Raw genomic sequence first — 15,086 nt, 5'->3', positions numbered from 1 at the left:
TCCCGGGTTCGCGCACGCCACAAGCCCGGCCGTGATCCCCTGGAGTGGCTTCTCAGGGCCCGGCCGACGCAAACCCTTTCGTGCGAGGGATCACGCCCGACCGGCGCCGCCGCGTGCAGACAGCTCCAGCGTCACCACGTTCGCGTCGGGGCCACCGGACACCTTGACCCCGCGCGGCCAACTCGTCCCGCCCTTCGGAACGTTCGCGTCGAGTTGCACTGCGCGCACCGACTCGCCGTTCTCGCTGAACACCCAGAGCGAAGGGCCTTCGTACGACGTCGCGGAGACCGACCACTCGACCGGGTCACCCACCGCCTCGGAGATGTCATCGCTGTCTGTCCCGTACGCGAATACCTGCACCCGGTCCCAGCCGAACCCGGTCATGCCGGACAGTGGCACCGCCTCCGGTGTCCGCACCGCCGCGTCCAGCTTCGCTTGGAGGGCCTTGTCCGTCGTACTGGACAGTGGTCTCTCCCTGATGAACAGATACCAGGAGGCCACCAGCGCCAGGGCCAGTGCCGGCACCGTGACCAGCCACAACTTGCGGACGCCCCGCATGCCCGCGCCCACGCCCTAGCTCCCCGGGCCCGGGTCGCCCGGGTCCCTGCCCTCGTGGGTGCCGCCCTTCACCCTGTTGGTGTGTCCGTGTTCTCCGATCTCCACCTTGTCGCTGGCCACGAGGTTCCCTTCGCGGTCCATCACCACGGTCGTGCCGAGCTGCACCGCCGACTGGATCTTTGCGGCCAACTGGGCCGGTGTGTCCGTCGGGTTGTTCATGGCGATGCGGCGTCCGACCTCGTTGTTGTAGAGGTCCATGGCCTCCCGGTCCTTCGGGTTCCCCGGCAGGCGCTCGTGCGCAGTCCCGTACTGCTCGGCCCACTCGGGGCCGAATCGCTGGGTCATCAGCGCGTTCCAGTACGCATGCCTGAAGGCATCCATGTGACCGTCGTTGTCGTCCTCGGGGAAGCGCGCCTGGCACTCCTCCCAGGCGCGCTCCTTGATGTCCTTGAAGTCGCTCTTCTCCACGAGACTCAGGTCGCTGAGCAGATTCTCCTCGCCCTGGGTGATCTGCTCGCCGAAGTAGTCCGTCACTCCACGTGGGTCGTCGGTGACTTGGTACTCGCGGAGGATCTCCTTGGGGCTCTTGCGCCGCCCCCTGTGCACGACGTCGTTGAACGCGTCCCGGCGCGTGCCACCGTCGTCCTTGAGGTCCCAGGCGATCCGTTCGTCGGCCTTGTCGTCCATCCGCAGCGCGTCCTGGATCTGGGTGTGCGCCTCTGTCAAGTTGCCCCGGACGGGGCCGCTGCGGCAGCAAGTCGGCTCCGCCGCGGTCAGCAGGGCCCGCCGGATTTCGAGGGCAACACCGCCGGCCTTCTTGATCGCGTCGGGATCAGCGGCGTAACCCCGCTCACCGTCACGTAACTCAGCCATACAGCTCCCCCTCAAGCTCCGTGTGCCCTTCATCTCCTTGCACCAAGAGGTGGACGCACGAGGCGTCTTGCGGGGTTCCGGGTGATTCTCTATGGAATTGTCGCGCCCCCGTGACCTGGATCGCGGATCTCACGCACACGACATGATCACGACTCGATACGCCACTAAGGCTGATGACGACTCGCTGAAGGGCTGCTCACCAAGACCTACGCCGGGTGGCGAGCACTTCAGGGGCTGATGACGGGGTCCCGGGCCACCAGAAGGCCAGCACGGCATCGAGATCGTCCGGGGCTCCGGGCCGCACCTGAAGATCACTCATGCCCCGATCCCACCACCGGGCGGAGCGGGGTGTCGAACGGATTCCACTCCGTGGGCACCACCGGCCCGGCCCCACCGCCCGGCCCTTTTTTGTCCGTTACTGCGCACACCGCCGCCGCTGGAGAACCACGCGGCCACCTCATACGTCCCCCACCGAAATGGAGATCCGGGGGAGGACGGATCTTGGTCATTGACCTGGTTGCCCAGGTACCCGAGACTCCGTGCAGCCCCCCTCGTCGGCCGTCCGCCCCACCGGTCATCCGGCAGCTTCACGCTGCCCGCCCGCCGGTTGGCCGTCCCGCCACCCACCAGCCCGCGACCCCGCGCGGGCCAGCCCCGAGGAGGCCACCGTGACCGATCGGCACGCAGCCGCGCAGCCCGGCGCGGTCGAACCCCATATCGCCTACGAGGTGCCGGAGCACACCCGGCACGGCTTCACCCGTGCGCTGTGCAGTCTCGGGTTCGGCACCCCTGTCGCCCCGTTGGCGCTGGTCACCGGCGCGATGGCGGTACAGGTACTCCATCAGCCGCTGTGGTCGGGCGTACTGGCGGTGCTCGTGGGGCAGTTGCTCGGCGCGGTGTGCACGGCGCCGCACGGGGCCTCGGGTTGGCGACCCGCTGTGCCGCGGATGCTCCGGCACCGGGCACGGTTCGGCTCGCCGGGGGCGCTCCCGGGTGTGGCCGTCGCGGCCGCCGTGTATGCCGTGTTCTTCGCCGCGCACCTTGCGCTCGCCGGGCGGTCGCTGCACGTCCTGGCGCCCGGCCTGCCGGTCGGCGTGGGCATCCTGCTCGCCGCTGCCGGCTCCGCGCTGCTCTGCCTGATCGGTCACCGCCACCGTCTGATCCCCGTCCTGACCAAGGCGGCGGCGGTGATCCTCGGCCTCGGCAGCGTGGCCGCCCTTGCGGTCGTCGTGATCCGCGGTCTGCCCCTGGACTTCCTCACCCGGGGCGGTTTCACCTTCCCCGGCTGGCTCGCGACCGTCGCCCTCAGCGCCCTGTGGCAGCCGGCCGTCGCCCCGTACGCCGCGGATCCCGCGCGCCTGCCCCGGACTGTCCGCACCACCGCCGCCTTCCCGGTGACCTACGGCGGCCGCTGGCTGGGCCCCTTGCTGCCGTTCGTGGCCGGTGCGGCCCTCGCCCTCGGTCTGGCCGGTGACTTCGGGACGCGCTTCGCCGGTCCGGCCCTGGTGGTGCTTGCCGTGCTGGTGTCCTGGGCCGCGATGAACGGCACCGAGTACTTCCTGTGGGCGCGGTCCCGGCGGCGCTGCGAGGCGGGAGCGGTGCTCGGTATGCGCGAGCAGGCCGCCCGCATTCTCGATCCGCTCCGGCCCCTGTATCCCGAGGACGTACGGGGCTTCGCGGACACCCGTTAGGCAGGGCTGCCGCACCCCGATTCCCGCTTCCGACCCTTCCCCCACCACCAGGCACAGAAATTCTGTCCCTGGCCCGAATTTCCCTTTTTCTGGGCCCTCATGAAAAGCGATGCGGCATCCTACGGATGTCCCCGGGGTTTTGCGAATCGCCACCGGATCTTTGGTGCAAGTTCCTTTGTGCCGACGGGTTTCCGGAGAGCGAGTCGGCCAACGTCTCTCGACTCGACCGATCCGATGTGCGGAGAATCGTCAACTTCCCTATTGAAAGGGGCAGTTGGGTGCCGCGTCGGGGCGGCTGAGGATGGGGGAGTGGAATTGTCGGGCTTTCAAAGGCGGCTTAAAGCGGGCATGTTGCACCATTCCGTCCCTGCCCGGAGCGCGATGGTGCATCTTCGGCCGACTTTCGTGGCTGGATTGTTTTGTTACGGTGACCCCTGCTCTCGGAAAGGCAGTTCGGGTCACGGACGAGCCTGTGGGGAGTGGGCGGCACCTGCCATGTGTCCACCGCTTTCCGTTCCGGCATTCCCTCATGGAGACGATTTAGTTGAACGTGAAATTCTCTTCGGTGAAGCGCGAGGCGCGCGGCGCGCACCGGCGCAGGGCCCGGATGATTCCGATCGGCATCGTGGCCGCGGCAGGCGTCCTCGGTGGATCGCTGGCCGTGTTCAACTCCCAGGACAATGCGACGGCCGGCGAAGCCTTCCCCCGGGCCTCGCACACCGCCACCCCCGGTGCCACGCCGAGCGACCAGCCGTCCTCCCCGGCGCCGACGGCGAGCAAGGCGGGAAACAGCAAGGTCGACCGTTACGAGGCGGAAATCCACCGCCTGGTCAACAAGACGCGCGTCGAGCACGGCTGTGCCCCCCTGCACCGCGACCCGCGCCTGGACAAGGCGGCCCGGCTGCACAGCCAGGACATGGCCGCCCACAGCCATTACTCGCACACCTCCACCGACGGCAAGGGACCCAAGGAGCGGATGGAGGCGCAGGGGTACGACGACGCCTCGGGGGAGAATATCGACGCCTGGCCGACGACTCCCCAGGGCGCGTTCGACGCCTGGATGCACAGCCCGGAACACCGGGACCAGATCCTCGCCTGCCACTCCAAGGGCACCGGCATAGGCGTCGCCCTGGGCGGCAAGCACCGCGCCTACTGGACCCAGGACTTCGGCTACAAGTAAGCCGGGCCGTGGGGCCCGCCCGCCCGGATGCCGTACAGCAGGGCAGCCGGGCGGGCGGCGCTCCCCAGCGATGCCCGCGGACCTGGCCGCTTGCCGCTGCTAGCAGAGGCGCGCTAGCTTTGAGGGGTGGCGAAGACACAGCTGAACGTCAGGGTGGACGAGGCCACTGCCGAAGCGGCGCGAGAGCGCGCTCTGCAGCGGGGAGTGAGCATGAACCGCTATATCGAGGAACTCGTCCTCAAGGACGCCGGCGAGGTAGGCCAGACCTTCGTCGAGGCCGCCTCCGACTTCATGAAGCAGTACGAGCGGGTCTTCGCCGAGGAATTCGGACTGTCGCCAGGCAGCGACCCGGTCACCCCGGGCACCACCGACCACGAAGGACTGCCGGGCACCACGTGACACTGCGCATCGACCTCTCCTGGCTCCTCCTGATCGCCGAACAGCACACCCCCGGAGACCCCCAGGTCACCGACTGGGGCGCCCTGGTGGCCGCCGTCAGCCGCCATGAAGCCGAGATACTCGGCGTGCCCGTCTATACGGACCCTCAGGACCGTGCCGCCGCCCTGCTCCAACTCCTGCTCCAGGTGCCGGCGCTGGAGGGGGCGAACGCGATGTTCGCGACCGCCGTCGCCTATGGCTACCTCGTCGCCAGCGGACTGAAGATCGCCACCTCCCCCGAGCAGGTCCGCGACCTCGCCCGTCTCGTCAAGGACGGCACGGCCGACGTCCGGGCCATCGCGGACGAGCTGCGCACCTGGACGGTCTGAGGGCCGGCGCCGCGCGAGCCGTGTGGGTCGGCTCAGTCGAGCGGCCGCCGGGCCGTGCCCAGCACCGCAGGCGAGGTCGGCAGCGTCGGCCCGCGCTCCGGCACCGTCAGCCGGCGCACCCGCACCACCTCGAACCCGGCCGTGCGGATCGCCCCCAGCGGGTCCCGGCCGGTGTGACAGCCGCCCATCAGCAGGGGCCAGACCGTCCGGTCCAGCGACCACTGCACCGCCGCCAGACCCCGCCCCGCGGCCCGCCCGTGCTCGAAGAACCGCAGCTCACCGCCCGGCCGCAGCACCCGCCGCAGCTCCAGCAGGGCCCGCTGCACCTCGCGCACCGAACACAGCACCAACGACGCCACCGCGGTGTCGAACGCCTCGCTCTTGACCGGCAGCGCCTCCGCCACACCCGGCACCAGATCCACCGGCACCTCCGCATGGGCCGCCGCCGACCGGGCCACCTCCCGCAGGGTGGGCTCCGGCTCGATCGCCACCACCTCCGAGACCGCTCCCGGATAGTGCGCGAAGTTCAGCCCGGTGCCCGCGCCGACCTCGATGACCCGGCCCGTGGTACCCGCCAGCAGCTCCTTCCGGAGCGCGGCCACCCCCGCCCGCGCATCCGCGGCCGGACCACAGCAGCTCGCATAGAAACGGGCGAACACCGGGTGGTGCACCGTGCCGTGCGGAACTCTTCTGCGCTGCCACATGACGGACCCCTTCGCCGACGCTGCCCGCTCCTGCAGTCAGTCTCCCCACCGGGCGGGCAGGGAGTCACCGCGAGCCACCCCGTCCATGGTCCGGACATCCGTACGAGGCGGACCCTCCGCGCGGCGGTGCGCCGTCGGCCGTACCGGTGTGAGGCGGGGACCCCCGACGGGACCACGACGGATCAAGACGGGATACGGAACGCCCCCGAGCCCCCGAGCGCCGACGCCAGCCAGCCCGGGGCCGTCGCGCGGAAGGCTTGCGGCGCGAGTCCGCCGGAGCCCTCCGGGACCAGGCCGAGGAGCGGGGCGCCCGCCGCGTCCGGGAGGTCCGCCAGATTGCAGCGGGAGGCGAGATCGGGCTCGGCCGGCCAGCTGCCGATGACGACACCCGGGGAGTCGAGCCCGTACGAGCGCAGCGCCAGCGCGGTCAGCGCGGTGGCGTTGAGGGTGCCCAGGCCCGCCTGGGCGACCACCAGGACGGGGGCCTCGGCCAGCCGCGCGGCGTCGGCGAGCGTATGGCCGTCCGCGTCGAAGCGGACCAGCAGTCCGCCCGCGCCCTCGACCAGTACCAGATCGTGTGAGGCGGCCAGTTTGGCGGTGGCCTCGGCGATGTCCTGGGGACCGACCGGCGGCAGACAGGCCCGCAGCGCGGCCGTCGCGGGTGCCAATGGCTCCGGGTAGCGGGCGAGTTCGACGCCGGTGACCGGGCCGGCCAGCCGCTCGACCTCCGCCACATCACCCGGCTCATGCGCCGTGACGCCGGTCTGGGCCGGTTTGAGCACGGCCACCGAACGGCCCCGGGCGAGCGCCGCCGCGGCGATCGCGGCCGTGGTCACGGTCTTGCCGATCTCCGTGCCCGTGCCCGTCACGAACAGCACCGACATGGTGTGCCTCCGACTCTGCGCGGACGGTGCCGCGCGCCTTGCTGGGGAATGGTGCTGCCTGCCCGGTGCACACCGGCTCAGGCCCGGCACCGGTACGTGGGCCCGGCACCGGTACGTGGGCGAAGGACGGGGCGGCGGGGCGCGGACAACCGGCCGCCGCCGCCCGTGCGGTCAGCCCTCGCGCGCCGCCGCGCACACCGCGGCGCAGATGCGTGCCACATCGTCGTCGCCGGTGATGTACGGCGGTATGGTGTAGATCAGATCCCGGAACGGGCGCAGCCATACGCCCGCCCGGACCGCCGCCCGGGTCGCGGCCGCCATGTCCACCTCGTGGTCGAGCTGGACGACACCGATCGCGCCGAGTACCCGTACCTCCCGCACCCCGGCGATGCTCCGGGCCGGCGCCAGACCGTTGCGCAGTCCGGCCTCGATCCGCTTGACCTCCTGTGCCCAGTCCTGGGACAGCAGCAGTTCGATGGAGGACTCGGCGACGGCCGCGGCCAGCGGGTTGCCCATGAAGGTGGGGCCGTGTGCCAGCACCGGGAGTGCGCCGCGGGAGATCCCGTCCGCCACCGCTGCCGTGCACAACGTCGCCGCCAGCGTGAGATATCCGCCGGTCAGCGCCTTGCCGAGGCACATCACATCGGGTGCGACGCCTGCGTGTTCGGCGGCGAAGAGGGCGCCCGTACGGCCGAAGCCGGTGGCGATCTCGTCGAAGACGAGCAGCACGTCATGGGCGTCGCAGGCCTCTCGCAACACCCGCAGATACGCGGGGGAGTGGAAGGACATACCGCCCGCCCCCTGCACCACGGGCTCCACGATCACCGCCGCCAGCTCCTCGGCGTGCCGGGCGATCAGCTCGCGCAGCTGCGCCGCGTACGCCTCGTCCGGCGCCGCGTCGAAGCCGGTGGGCGGGGCGTCCGCGAAGATCTGCCGCGGCAGCACCCCCTGCCACAGCTCATGCATCCCGCCGTCCGGATCGCATACCGACATCGGCTGCCAGGTGTCGCCGTGATAGCCGCCCCGCCAGGTCAGCAGCCGTTGTTTGCGCGGCTTCCCGAGCGAGCGCCAGTACTGGAGGCACATCTTGACGGCGACCTCGACCGACACCGAACCGGAGTCGGCGAGGAAGACATGCTCCAGCGGCTCCGGGGTGATGTCGACCAGCCGCTTCGCCAGACGGACGGCCGGCTCATGGGTCAGCCCGCCGAACATCACATGGCTCATCCGCCCCAGCTGGCCCTGTGCGGCGTCATTGAGGACCGGGTGGTTGTAGCCGTGCACCGCCGACCACCAGGACGACATGCCGTCCACCAACTCGTCCTGGCCCTCGGCCGGTTCGGCCAGCCGGAGCCGGACACCGGACGCGGACTCGACCAGCAGCGGTGCGGTCCGGCCGGGCATCGGCCCGTACGGATGCCACACATGCTGCCGGTCCAGCGCGAGCAGTTCGCCGGGGGTGAGCGGCTCAGGCATTGGGCGGCAGCTCGGTACCGGCACCGCGGCGGCGCACCGAGACCAGGTCACGGCGGGTGTCCTCGGACGGTGCCGCGACGGCGGCGGGCTCATCGGCGTCTTCCCCGGCGTCCTCGGACGCACAGGCTCCCTCGCCACAGCCCTGCCTGCGGTGCTCGGGCAGCGTCGTGGTGTCCGTGCCCTCGACCTCGAAACCGGCGTCCTCGATCATCGCCAGGTCGTCCTTGCCGGCCTGGCCCTCACTGGTCAGATAGTCGCCGAGGAAGATGGAGTTGACGAGGTGCAGGGCGAGCGGCTGCATGCTGCGCAGATGGACCTCGCGGCCGCCGGCCAGCCGGACCTCGATGTCCGGGCAGACGAAGCGCACCATCGCCAGGATGCGCAGCGCACGCTGCGGGGTGAGGTTCCACTCCTTGGCGAGCGGGGTCCCCTCGAAGGGGATCAGGAAGTTGACGGGGACGGAGTCCGGGTCCAGCTCGCGCAGGGCGTAGACCACATCGACCAGGTCGGCGTCGCTCTCCCCCATACCGGCGATCAGCCCGGAGCAGGCGGACATCCCGGCCGCCTGGGCCTGCTGGACGGTGGACACCCGGTCCGAGAAGTCATGCGTGGTGCAGATGTCGCCGTAGGTGGCTTCCGAGGTGTTGAGGTTGTGGTTGTACGCGTCGGCGCCCGCTTCGCGCAGCCGCCCGGCCTGGCCGTCGGAGAGCAGACCGAGGCAGGCACAGACCTCCACGCCCTCGTTCTGCTCCTTGATGGCGGAGATCGTCTCCGAGACGCGGTCCACGTCCTTGTCCGTGGGGCCGCGGCCGCTGGCCACCAGACAGACGCGCTTGGCGCCGCCGGCCACTCCGGCGGCGGCCGCCTTGGAGGCGTCATCCGGCTTGAGCCAGGTGTACTTGAGGATCTCCGCCTTCGAGCCCAGCCGCTGGGAGCAGTACGAGCAGTCCTCAGGGCACAGACCCGACTTGAGGTTGACGAGATAGTTGAGTTTGACCCGCCGCCCGAACCACTGGCGGCGCACCTTTCCGGCCGCGGCCACGACATCGAGCAGTTCGTCATCGGAGGTCGCCAGTACGGCGAGCGCCTCTTCGCGGGTCGGCAATTCGCGCCGCAGTCCCTTGTCCACCAGTGTGTTCAGCAGGTCCATGGCGTTGATCCTGGCGTACGCCACCGCCTCCGGCCAAGGAGGATCTCCACAACGACCCCGGATCGAGGTGTGTGTATCACCACACCGTGGGCCTGCGGAACGACCGCTAACGTCTATCGACAGCCAACAATCGAGGCCGACAGACGAAGGACGCCGATGCCGCAGGACTCCGCCCCGTCGCTGCTCCACGACACCGCCCCGGCGACCCCCGGCGAGCCGGCCGCCGCGACCTCCGGCGAGCCCGCCGCAGCGGCCTCCCGGCCGACGTATGACGCGGCCTTCGACTGGCTGGAAGAGGCCCGTGCCGCACGCCATCGTGCCGGACTGGCCCGCACGCTGCGCCCCCGCCCCGCCGACTCCCCGCTGCTCGATCTGGCCGGCAACGACTACCTCGGATTCGCCCGGCACCCCGAGGTCACCCGCGGCGCGGCGGCCGCCGCGCACCGCTGGGGCGCCGGCGCGACCGGCTCCCGGCTGGTCACCGGCAGCACCGAACTGCACACCCGGCTGGAGACGGAACTCGCCGAGTTCTGCGGCTTCGATGCCGCTTTGGTGCTGTCCTCCGGTTATGCCGCCAACCTCGCCGCCGTCACCGCGCTCACCGGCCCCGGCCACCTGGTCGTCTCCGACGCGGGCAACCACGCCTCCCTGATCGACGGCTGCCGGCTCTCCCGGGCCCGTACCGAAGTGACCCCGCACGCCGACCCCGAGGCCGTACGCGCGGCGCTGACCGGCCACGACGGCCGCGCGCTCGCCGTGACCGACGCGGTGTTCTCGGTCGACGGCGATGCCGCGCCGCTCGCCGCGCTCGCCGAGGTCTGCCGGGCCGCGGGCGCCGCGCTGCTCGTCGACGACGCGCACGGGCTGGGCATCCTGGGCGAAGGGGGCCGCGGGGCGCTGTGGGCCGCCGGTCTCGCCGGGGACGGCGATGTGGTGACCACCGTGACGCTGTCCAAGTCGCTCGGCTCCCAGGGCGGTGCGGTGCTCGGCCCGGCCCGGGTCATCGAGCACCTGGTCAACACCGCCCGCTCGTTCATCTTCGACACCGGACTCGCCCCGGCGGCGGTCGGCGGGGCGCTGACCGCGCTGCGGCTGCTGCGCCGCGAACCGCAGCGCGCCACCCGCGTCGCCCAGGTCGCACGGGAGCTGCACGACCGGCTCACCGCGGCCGGGCTGACCGCGGCCCGGCCGGACGCCGCGGTGGTCTCGGTCCGCGCCCCCTCCCCGGAGGCGGCGGTCCGCTGGGCCGCCGACTGCCGTGCGGCCGGACTCGCGGTCGGCTGCTTCCGTCCGCCGTCCGTGCCCGACGGGATCTCCCGGCTGCGGCTCACGGCCCGCGCGGACCTGACGGACGCCCAGCTCGACATGGCGGTCGGCACGGTCCTGGCCACGGCACCGGCGGCCTGACACTTCGGCTGACGCGTACGACGCCCCCGCCGGGCTGACGGCCGCCCCAAACGGGCTCCCGCGCCCCAGAGTTCACCGCAACGAGCGATAGAACCCCGTATATGTGGGTGGATCGGGTACCTCATCCACGGCAGGGGTGGCAGTCTGGGCGCCCAGCAGATGGCCGAGGCCGCACCGGTGTCCGGAGCGGCACCCCGGCCCCCTGGTCAGCGGACCGGGACCGGGCCTCGGTGGGAAAGGGACGGCGCCTCGATGGCAGACCACCATGCATCCTCACTGACTCTGCCGAGCGCCCCCGCCTCGGTCCGCACCGCCCGCGGGCACGCCCTCGCCGTGCTCGCCGAATGGGGCCTGCCCGCCGGGTCCGAACTCGCCGACTCCGTCCGTCTGATCATCTCCGAACTCGCGACCAACGCCATCGTGCACACCTCCGGCCGGTCGCCCGACTTCACCGTCGAACTGCGGCTGGACCGCGACGAACAGCTGCGGGTGGGCATCACCGACAGCCATCCCCGCCGTCCGCGCCGACTGCCCGCCGCCGTCCAGCAGGACAACGGCCGGGGGCTGGTCATCATCCGCTCGCTCGCCGCGGAAGCCGGCGGCCGCTTCTCGGTCGTCCCCACCGAGTCCGGCGGAAAGACCGTCTGGATCACCCTGCCGTGGCAGGCCGCCGTCCGCTGACGACGACCGCCGCACGGGCCGGCCTGTCGCGGGGCTACGGCGCGGTGGAGTGGCGGGTGAAGGCCCCGCGCAGCAGCGCCCGCAGGGTGTCCGCGGCCGGGGTTCCGCCGCCGGGGCGGTAGGCCACCGAGATCCGGCGGTGCAGCTCCGGCGGGTCCAGCCGACGGACCCCCAGCGGGGTCACCGAGCCCTCCGCCATCATCTCCGGGACCACCGCCACCCCCAGTCCCGCGCTCACCAGCGCGCACACCACCGCGTAACTCGGCGACTCGCACCGAACCGCCACACTCGCCCCCATGGCCGCCAGCTCCGCCTCCACGGCACGCCGGTTCGGGTTGGCCGGTGCCATGCTGACCAGCGGCTGACCGGCCAGCTCGGCGAGCGGCAGCCGCCCGGGGCCCGCCGACAGGGCATGGCCGGGCGCGGTGACCAGTACCAGTTCCTCGGTCAGCAGCGGTTCGAGCCGCACCCCCTCCGGCGGTGGCATCGCCTCGCCCGGCACATACTCGTGCGTCAGCGCCAGATCGACCTCGCCCAGCGCCACCGCCGTGCCGGCCTGCGGCGGGACATACTCCGTGACGCTCAGCTCCACATCGGGGTGCGCCCGCCGGAACGCGCTGAGCGCGGGCGGCAGCAGATGCGTCCCGGCGGTCATGAACGTGCCGATCCGCAGCCGGCCGCCGGACAGCCCCGTCAGCCGGGTCAGCTCATGCCGCGCCTGGTCCAGCTCGTCCAGCACCCGCCGGGCCCGTACGAGCAGCAGCTCACCGGCCGCCGTCAGCCGTGCCCCGCGGTGGTGGCGCACCAGCAGCGCCGTCCCGGCCTCCCGCTCCAGTTTGGCGAGCTGCTGGGAGAGCGCGGGAGCGGTGTAACCCAGCCGGTCGGCGGCCCTGGATATCGAACCGGCCTCCGCCACCGCCACCAGAGCGGCCAGCCTCGTGGGGTCGTACATAAGAACCTCTTTAGCCTCCCCAAGAACATTGCCACTCCCCATTAAAGGCTCTGACCAGCGAAGCTGCTCTCATGGACGGACAACTGATGGCCTTCACCGGAGTCGCCGCGGGCATGGTCGCCATGCCGGGCGCGGACTTCGCGGTCGTGGTGCGCAATGCGCTCGACTCGCGCCGGGCGGGGGTGGCCACCGCCGTCGGGGTCGCGGGCGGGCTGCTGGTGCACACCGCACTGGCGGTGGCCGGGCTCGCGGCCGTGCTGGTCGCCGTTCCCGCGCTCTTCGGTGCGGTCCAACTCCTGGGCGGGCTCTATCTGTTGTACCTCGGAGCCGGTGCGCTGATCGCGGTCGTCCGGAGCAGGGCGGCGTACGAGGACGCCGCGACCGGTCCGGCCGCCCCACCCGCCGACGGCCCGCCCGCCCTCCTCGGCACCGCGCGCAGCCTGCGCCAGGGCTTCCTGACCAACGCCCTCAACCCCAAGGCACCGGTCCTCTTCCTCAGCCTGCTCCCGCAGTTCGTCCCTGAAGGCGAGCCCGCGCTGCCCCGAACGCTGCTGCTCGCGACGATGGTCGTCGCCATGGCGCTGGTGTGGTTCCCCGCCGTCGCACTGCTGGTGGACCGGCTGGGCAGCTGGCTGCGCCGCCCGCGGGTCACCCGTGCCCTGGAAGCCGTCACCGGAGCGCTGCTCACCACCCTGGGCGGCATCCTGCTCATCGAGCTCGTGCTCGCCTGAGAGCCTGGCCACGGGGCAGCGCCCCCGCCACGGGACAGCGCCCCCGCCACGGGACCGGGGTCAACCACGACCCCCGTACGGGACCATCAGCGCCTCGGCGCCCACCGGCGCGAACCCGGCGGCCAGGATGCCCCGGACGCTGCGGGCGTTGCCCGGGTCGACCTGCGCCCACAGCGGCTCGTCCGCCGGTATCAGATGCCGGGCGGCATACGCGAGTTCACGGCCCAGACCGCGCCCCTGTGCGCCGGGGTCCACCTCGATGGCCAGCTCCCAGCGGCCGCCCACCCCGCGGCCGAGCACCAGGGTCCCGCCGTCGGCGGTGGTCCATGCCCGTACCCCGTCACGGTGCCGCAGCGCCCTGGTGATCCGCGGATGGCCGCGGTCCGTCGCCTCCACCAGCGCCAACCGCGGCGGACCGGGGAGGGGTTCGGCGACGGCCACCATGTCGATGTTGTTGGCCTCGCGGCCCAGCCGCTCGGCCAGCGCGCTGAGAAACGGCGGGCTGAGCGGCGCGGAGAGGTCGTCGGGGGCTATCCGCTCCCGCACCCACGAGGGCTCCACGTCCGCGAACACCACGGCATGGCAGGTGAAGGACGCCACCCCGGCGTCCCGCGGCGACGGCGGGGGCAGCACCGTCACCGATCCGTCCGCGGGCGGGAAGCTTCCGCGCGCCGCGGCCGTCAGCAGTGTGCTCAGTGGCGAAGTCACCCCGCCAAGTTATCTGAGCCCACTGACAATTGATCACACGTAGGACGAAACATGGATCAGCCCACCCGCCCGTAAGACACCGTGCGGCTCCAGATCCGTTCCAGCCGCACCACGCTTCCGGCCTTGGGCGCATGCCACATCCGGCCCCGGCCCGCGTAGATGCCGACGTGGTAAATGCCGCCCGCGGAACGGAAGAAGACCAGGTCACCGCGTTTGCGCAGGGAGGCCGGGATATGCAGGGTGCGGCCATACTGGGCGGCGGCGGTGCGGGGCAGGGCCCGGCCGGCGCGCCTGAACGAGTACAGCGTCAGCCCGGAACAGTCGAAGGCGTGCGGCCCTTGGGCGCCGTACTGGTAGGGCGCGCCCCTCTTGGAGGCCGCGATCCGCAGCGCGTAGGCGGACACGGAGGCGCCCTCGGCGTCACCGGCCGCTCCCGGGGCGATGGTTGTCCCACCCAGGGTGACCAGCGTCAGGGCGGTGACGGTGCCGGCGCGCGCCAGCAGATTCGGCGTATGCATGCGCACAGTCATGCGCAAACCCTTCGTCAGCCGCCTGCGAAGGAAGACCTGTCGGGTTCGGGCAGGCGAAGATGCCCGGCCGTGCGTACGGCTTCACCCCAAGGAGCCCTCGGCCCGTAAGGCCGGGACCCCGTCCTGCTCGGGTCCTCCGCTCCCGCCGATCCACAACGTCGACCGGACATCCGGTACGGCGGCGGGATTAGGCGCCCGTCCGGACCGCCCCGTCGCTGTGGCGGGGTCTTGCCGTCGAAGGGATCGTCACGCACCCGCCACCGGAATTCCGAGCTGAAAATGCCGTATGTGAGATGGGTCACATTTGACCCGAATGGTTAGATTTGTTCCCTCAAGTGCTATGGGGCGGGGTGTTGCACCCTCTGGACCAGGGGCGAAACATCAAAGGTCCCAGGAATTGTGTCCGCCCTGCGCAATTCGTCGCCTCCTCACATCGGGCCTGGACGCTACGCCGTCTGCGCAGCCCAGTAGGCGTGTCGGGTCAACTCTCCGCGGGCGGCGGCATCGTCACGAGTCCGGCCCGTCGCTCCCCCTCCAGGACCCGCAGTGCCCGGGTCAAGGTCTCGCGGTGCAGCTCGCTCTCGCCCCGGTCGTGCATCCGCGTCAGCGCATCGCGCAGTCCGGTGGCCTTGCCGGTCAGTGCCTGGGCGGCCCGCAGCGCGGTGTAGGTGTCGCCGCCGCGGGCCGGGTTGATCCTTCCCAGCAGGTCGAGCACTTCCAGGTAACGGTCGATCAGTTCACCCTCCGCACGCGTCAGGGCGGGCAGCGGCGGCAGTTCCGGCAGCAGCATCCGG

General features: G+C 71.7%; 17 protein-coding genes and 1 riboswitch. Of the genes, 7 read left to right on the top strand and 10 right to left on the bottom strand.

The annotated features are described in order from the left end of the window. Positions 1-90: 90 nt before the first annotated feature. Together STRTU_RS01980 and STRTU_RS01975 are read right to left on the bottom strand one after the other, a co-directional pair. Positions 91-570 (bottom strand): hypothetical protein, encoded by a 480-nt coding sequence (locus STRTU_RS01980; protein WP_159741927.1) that lies wholly within the window; start codon positions 568-570, stop codon positions 91-93. A 3-nt stretch (positions 571-573) separates the two neighbouring features. Then, complete coding sequence (locus STRTU_RS01975) at positions 574-1,431, bottom strand: DUF6973 domain-containing protein (protein WP_159741926.1); 858 nt, start codon at positions 1,429-1,431, stop codon at positions 574-576. 668 nt (positions 1,432-2,099) lie between these two features. Between STRTU_RS01975 and STRTU_RS01970 the strand changes: the two genes are divergently transcribed. From STRTU_RS01970 to STRTU_RS01955, 4 genes are all read left to right on the top strand, one after another. Next, positions 2,100-3,122 carry a cytosine permease gene (locus STRTU_RS01970; RefSeq protein ID WP_159741925.1) on the top strand — a complete coding sequence of 341 codons (1,023 nt, stop codon included), beginning with the start codon at positions 2,100-2,102 and terminating at the stop codon, positions 3,120-3,122. A gap of 550 nt (positions 3,123-3,672) precedes the next feature. Beyond that, entirely contained in the window at positions 3,673-4,302 is a 630-nt protein-coding gene (locus tag STRTU_RS01965; protein WP_159741924.1) for a CAP domain-containing protein, read from the top strand. A gap of 126 nt (positions 4,303-4,428) precedes the next feature. Next, positions 4,429-4,701 carry a toxin-antitoxin system HicB family antitoxin gene (locus tag STRTU_RS01960; RefSeq protein WP_159741923.1) on the top strand — a complete coding sequence of 91 codons (273 nt, stop codon included), beginning with the start codon at positions 4,429-4,431 and terminating at the stop codon, positions 4,699-4,701. Further along, the gene (locus STRTU_RS01955; protein ID WP_159741922.1) at positions 4,698-5,069 is read left to right on the top strand and encodes a fic family toxin-antitoxin system, toxin component; all 372 of its coding nucleotides are present in this window, start codon (positions 4,698-4,700) and stop codon (positions 5,067-5,069) included. Before STRTU_RS01960 ends, STRTU_RS01955 begins: the two co-directional genes overlap by 4 nt. A gap of 32 nt (positions 5,070-5,101) precedes the next feature. Here STRTU_RS01955 and STRTU_RS01950 read toward each other — a convergent pair whose 3' ends face one another. From STRTU_RS01950 to bioB, 4 genes are all read right to left on the bottom strand, one after another. Further along, positions 5,102-5,773, bottom strand: a complete 672-nt coding sequence (locus tag STRTU_RS01950; protein WP_159741921.1) for a class I SAM-dependent methyltransferase — start codon at positions 5,771-5,773, stop codon at positions 5,102-5,104. A 182-nt stretch (positions 5,774-5,955) separates the two neighbouring features. After that, positions 5,956-6,747, bottom strand: coding sequence for a dethiobiotin synthase (bioD, locus tag STRTU_RS01945; protein ID WP_269777324.1), 792 nt, complete (start codon positions 6,745-6,747; stop codon positions 5,956-5,958). 81 nt (positions 6,748-6,828) lie between these two features. Beyond that, positions 6,829-8,133, bottom strand: coding sequence for an adenosylmethionine--8-amino-7-oxononanoate transaminase (locus tag STRTU_RS01940; protein ID WP_159741919.1), 1,305 nt, complete (start codon positions 8,131-8,133; stop codon positions 6,829-6,831). After that, on the bottom strand, positions 8,126-9,283 hold the full coding sequence (bioB, locus tag STRTU_RS01935) for a biotin synthase BioB (protein ID WP_159741918.1): 1,158 nt from the start codon (positions 9,281-9,283) through the stop codon (positions 8,126-8,128). Before bioB ends, STRTU_RS01940 begins: the two co-directional genes overlap by 8 nt. Before the next feature lie 156 nt (positions 9,284-9,439). On the opposite strand from bioB, the gene STRTU_RS01930 reads away from it, so the two are divergent. Both STRTU_RS01930 and STRTU_RS01925 read left to right on the top strand, forming a co-directional pair. Further along, positions 9,440-10,690 (top strand): 8-amino-7-oxononanoate synthase, encoded by a 1,251-nt coding sequence (locus STRTU_RS01930; protein WP_246240069.1) that lies wholly within the window; start codon positions 9,440-9,442, stop codon positions 10,688-10,690. Between the two features lie 252 nt (positions 10,691-10,942). Beyond that, positions 10,943-11,371: an ATP-binding protein gene (locus tag STRTU_RS01925; RefSeq protein ID WP_159741917.1), complete on the top strand. Its 429-nt coding sequence runs from the start codon at positions 10,943-10,945 to the stop codon at positions 11,369-11,371. A 34-nt stretch (positions 11,372-11,405) separates the two neighbouring features. Here the strand turns inward: STRTU_RS01925 and STRTU_RS01920 are convergent, their stop codons facing one another. After that, entirely contained in the window at positions 11,406-12,323 is a 918-nt protein-coding gene (locus tag STRTU_RS01920; protein ID WP_159741916.1) for a LysR family transcriptional regulator, read from the bottom strand. A 71-nt stretch (positions 12,324-12,394) separates the two neighbouring features. Here STRTU_RS01920 and STRTU_RS01915 point away from each other — a divergent pair, with 71 nt between their 5' ends. After that, on the top strand, positions 12,395-13,054 hold the full coding sequence (locus STRTU_RS01915) for a LysE family translocator (RefSeq protein ID WP_159741915.1): 660 nt from the start codon (positions 12,395-12,397) through the stop codon (positions 13,052-13,054). Between the two features lie 60 nt (positions 13,055-13,114). On the opposite strand, the gene STRTU_RS01910 is transcribed toward STRTU_RS01915, so the two are convergent. From STRTU_RS01910 to STRTU_RS01900, 3 genes are all read right to left on the bottom strand, one after another. Continuing rightward, complete coding sequence (locus STRTU_RS01910; protein ID WP_159741914.1) at positions 13,115-13,762, bottom strand: GNAT family N-acetyltransferase; 648 nt, start codon at positions 13,760-13,762, stop codon at positions 13,115-13,117. Between the two features lie 56 nt (positions 13,763-13,818). Continuing rightward, positions 13,819-14,292: a C40 family peptidase gene (locus STRTU_RS01905; protein ID WP_159741913.1), complete on the bottom strand. Its 474-nt coding sequence runs from the start codon at positions 14,290-14,292 to the stop codon at positions 13,819-13,821. A 4-nt stretch (positions 14,293-14,296) separates the two neighbouring features. Beyond that, positions 14,297-14,483, bottom strand: a riboswitch (cyclic di-AMP (ydaO/yuaA leader). A gap of 290 nt (positions 14,484-14,773) precedes the next feature. Next, the gene (locus STRTU_RS01900) at positions 14,774-15,082 is read right to left on the bottom strand and encodes a hypothetical protein (RefSeq protein ID WP_159741912.1); all 309 of its coding nucleotides are present in this window, start codon (positions 15,080-15,082) and stop codon (positions 14,774-14,776) included. Positions 15,083-15,086 lie beyond the last annotated feature (4 nt).

The organism is Streptomyces tubercidicus (assembly GCF_027497495.1).
Lineage (GTDB): Bacteria > Actinomycetota > Actinomycetes > Streptomycetales > Streptomycetaceae > Streptomyces > Streptomyces tubercidicus.
Note: the sequence above shows the minus strand (reverse complement) of the source record. Positions and strands in the feature narration are given on the sequence as shown.

Coding starts and splice junctions, on each gene's coding strand:
- STRTU_RS01975 (WP_159741926.1), bottom strand. CDS start 1,431: ATGGCTGAGTTACGTGACGGTGAGCGGGGTTACGCCGCTGATCCCGAC.
- STRTU_RS01950 (WP_159741921.1), bottom strand. CDS start 5,773: ATGTGGCAGCGCAGAAGAGTTCCGCACGGCACGGTGCACCACCCGGTG.
- STRTU_RS01900 (WP_159741912.1), bottom strand. CDS start 15,082: ATGCTGCTGCCGGAACTGCCGCCGCTGCCCGCCCTGACGCGTGCGGAG.
- STRTU_RS01920 (WP_159741916.1), bottom strand. CDS start 12,323: ATGTACGACCCCACGAGGCTGGCCGCTCTGGTGGCGGTGGCGGAGGCC.
- STRTU_RS01940 (WP_159741919.1), bottom strand. CDS start 8,133: ATGCCTGAGCCGCTCACCCCCGGCGAACTGCTCGCGCTGGACCGGCAG.
- STRTU_RS01930 (WP_246240069.1), top strand. CDS start 9,440: ATGCCGCAGGACTCCGCCCCGTCGCTGCTCCACGACACCGCCCCGGCG.
- STRTU_RS01925 (WP_159741917.1), top strand. CDS start 10,943: ATGGCAGACCACCATGCATCCTCACTGACTCTGCCGAGCGCCCCCGCC.
- STRTU_RS01915 (WP_159741915.1), top strand. CDS start 12,395: ATGGACGGACAACTGATGGCCTTCACCGGAGTCGCCGCGGGCATGGTC.
- STRTU_RS01905 (WP_159741913.1), bottom strand. CDS start 14,292: ATGACTGTGCGCATGCATACGCCGAATCTGCTGGCGCGCGCCGGCACC.
- bioB (WP_159741918.1), bottom strand. CDS start 9,283: ATGGACCTGCTGAACACACTGGTGGACAAGGGACTGCGGCGCGAATTG.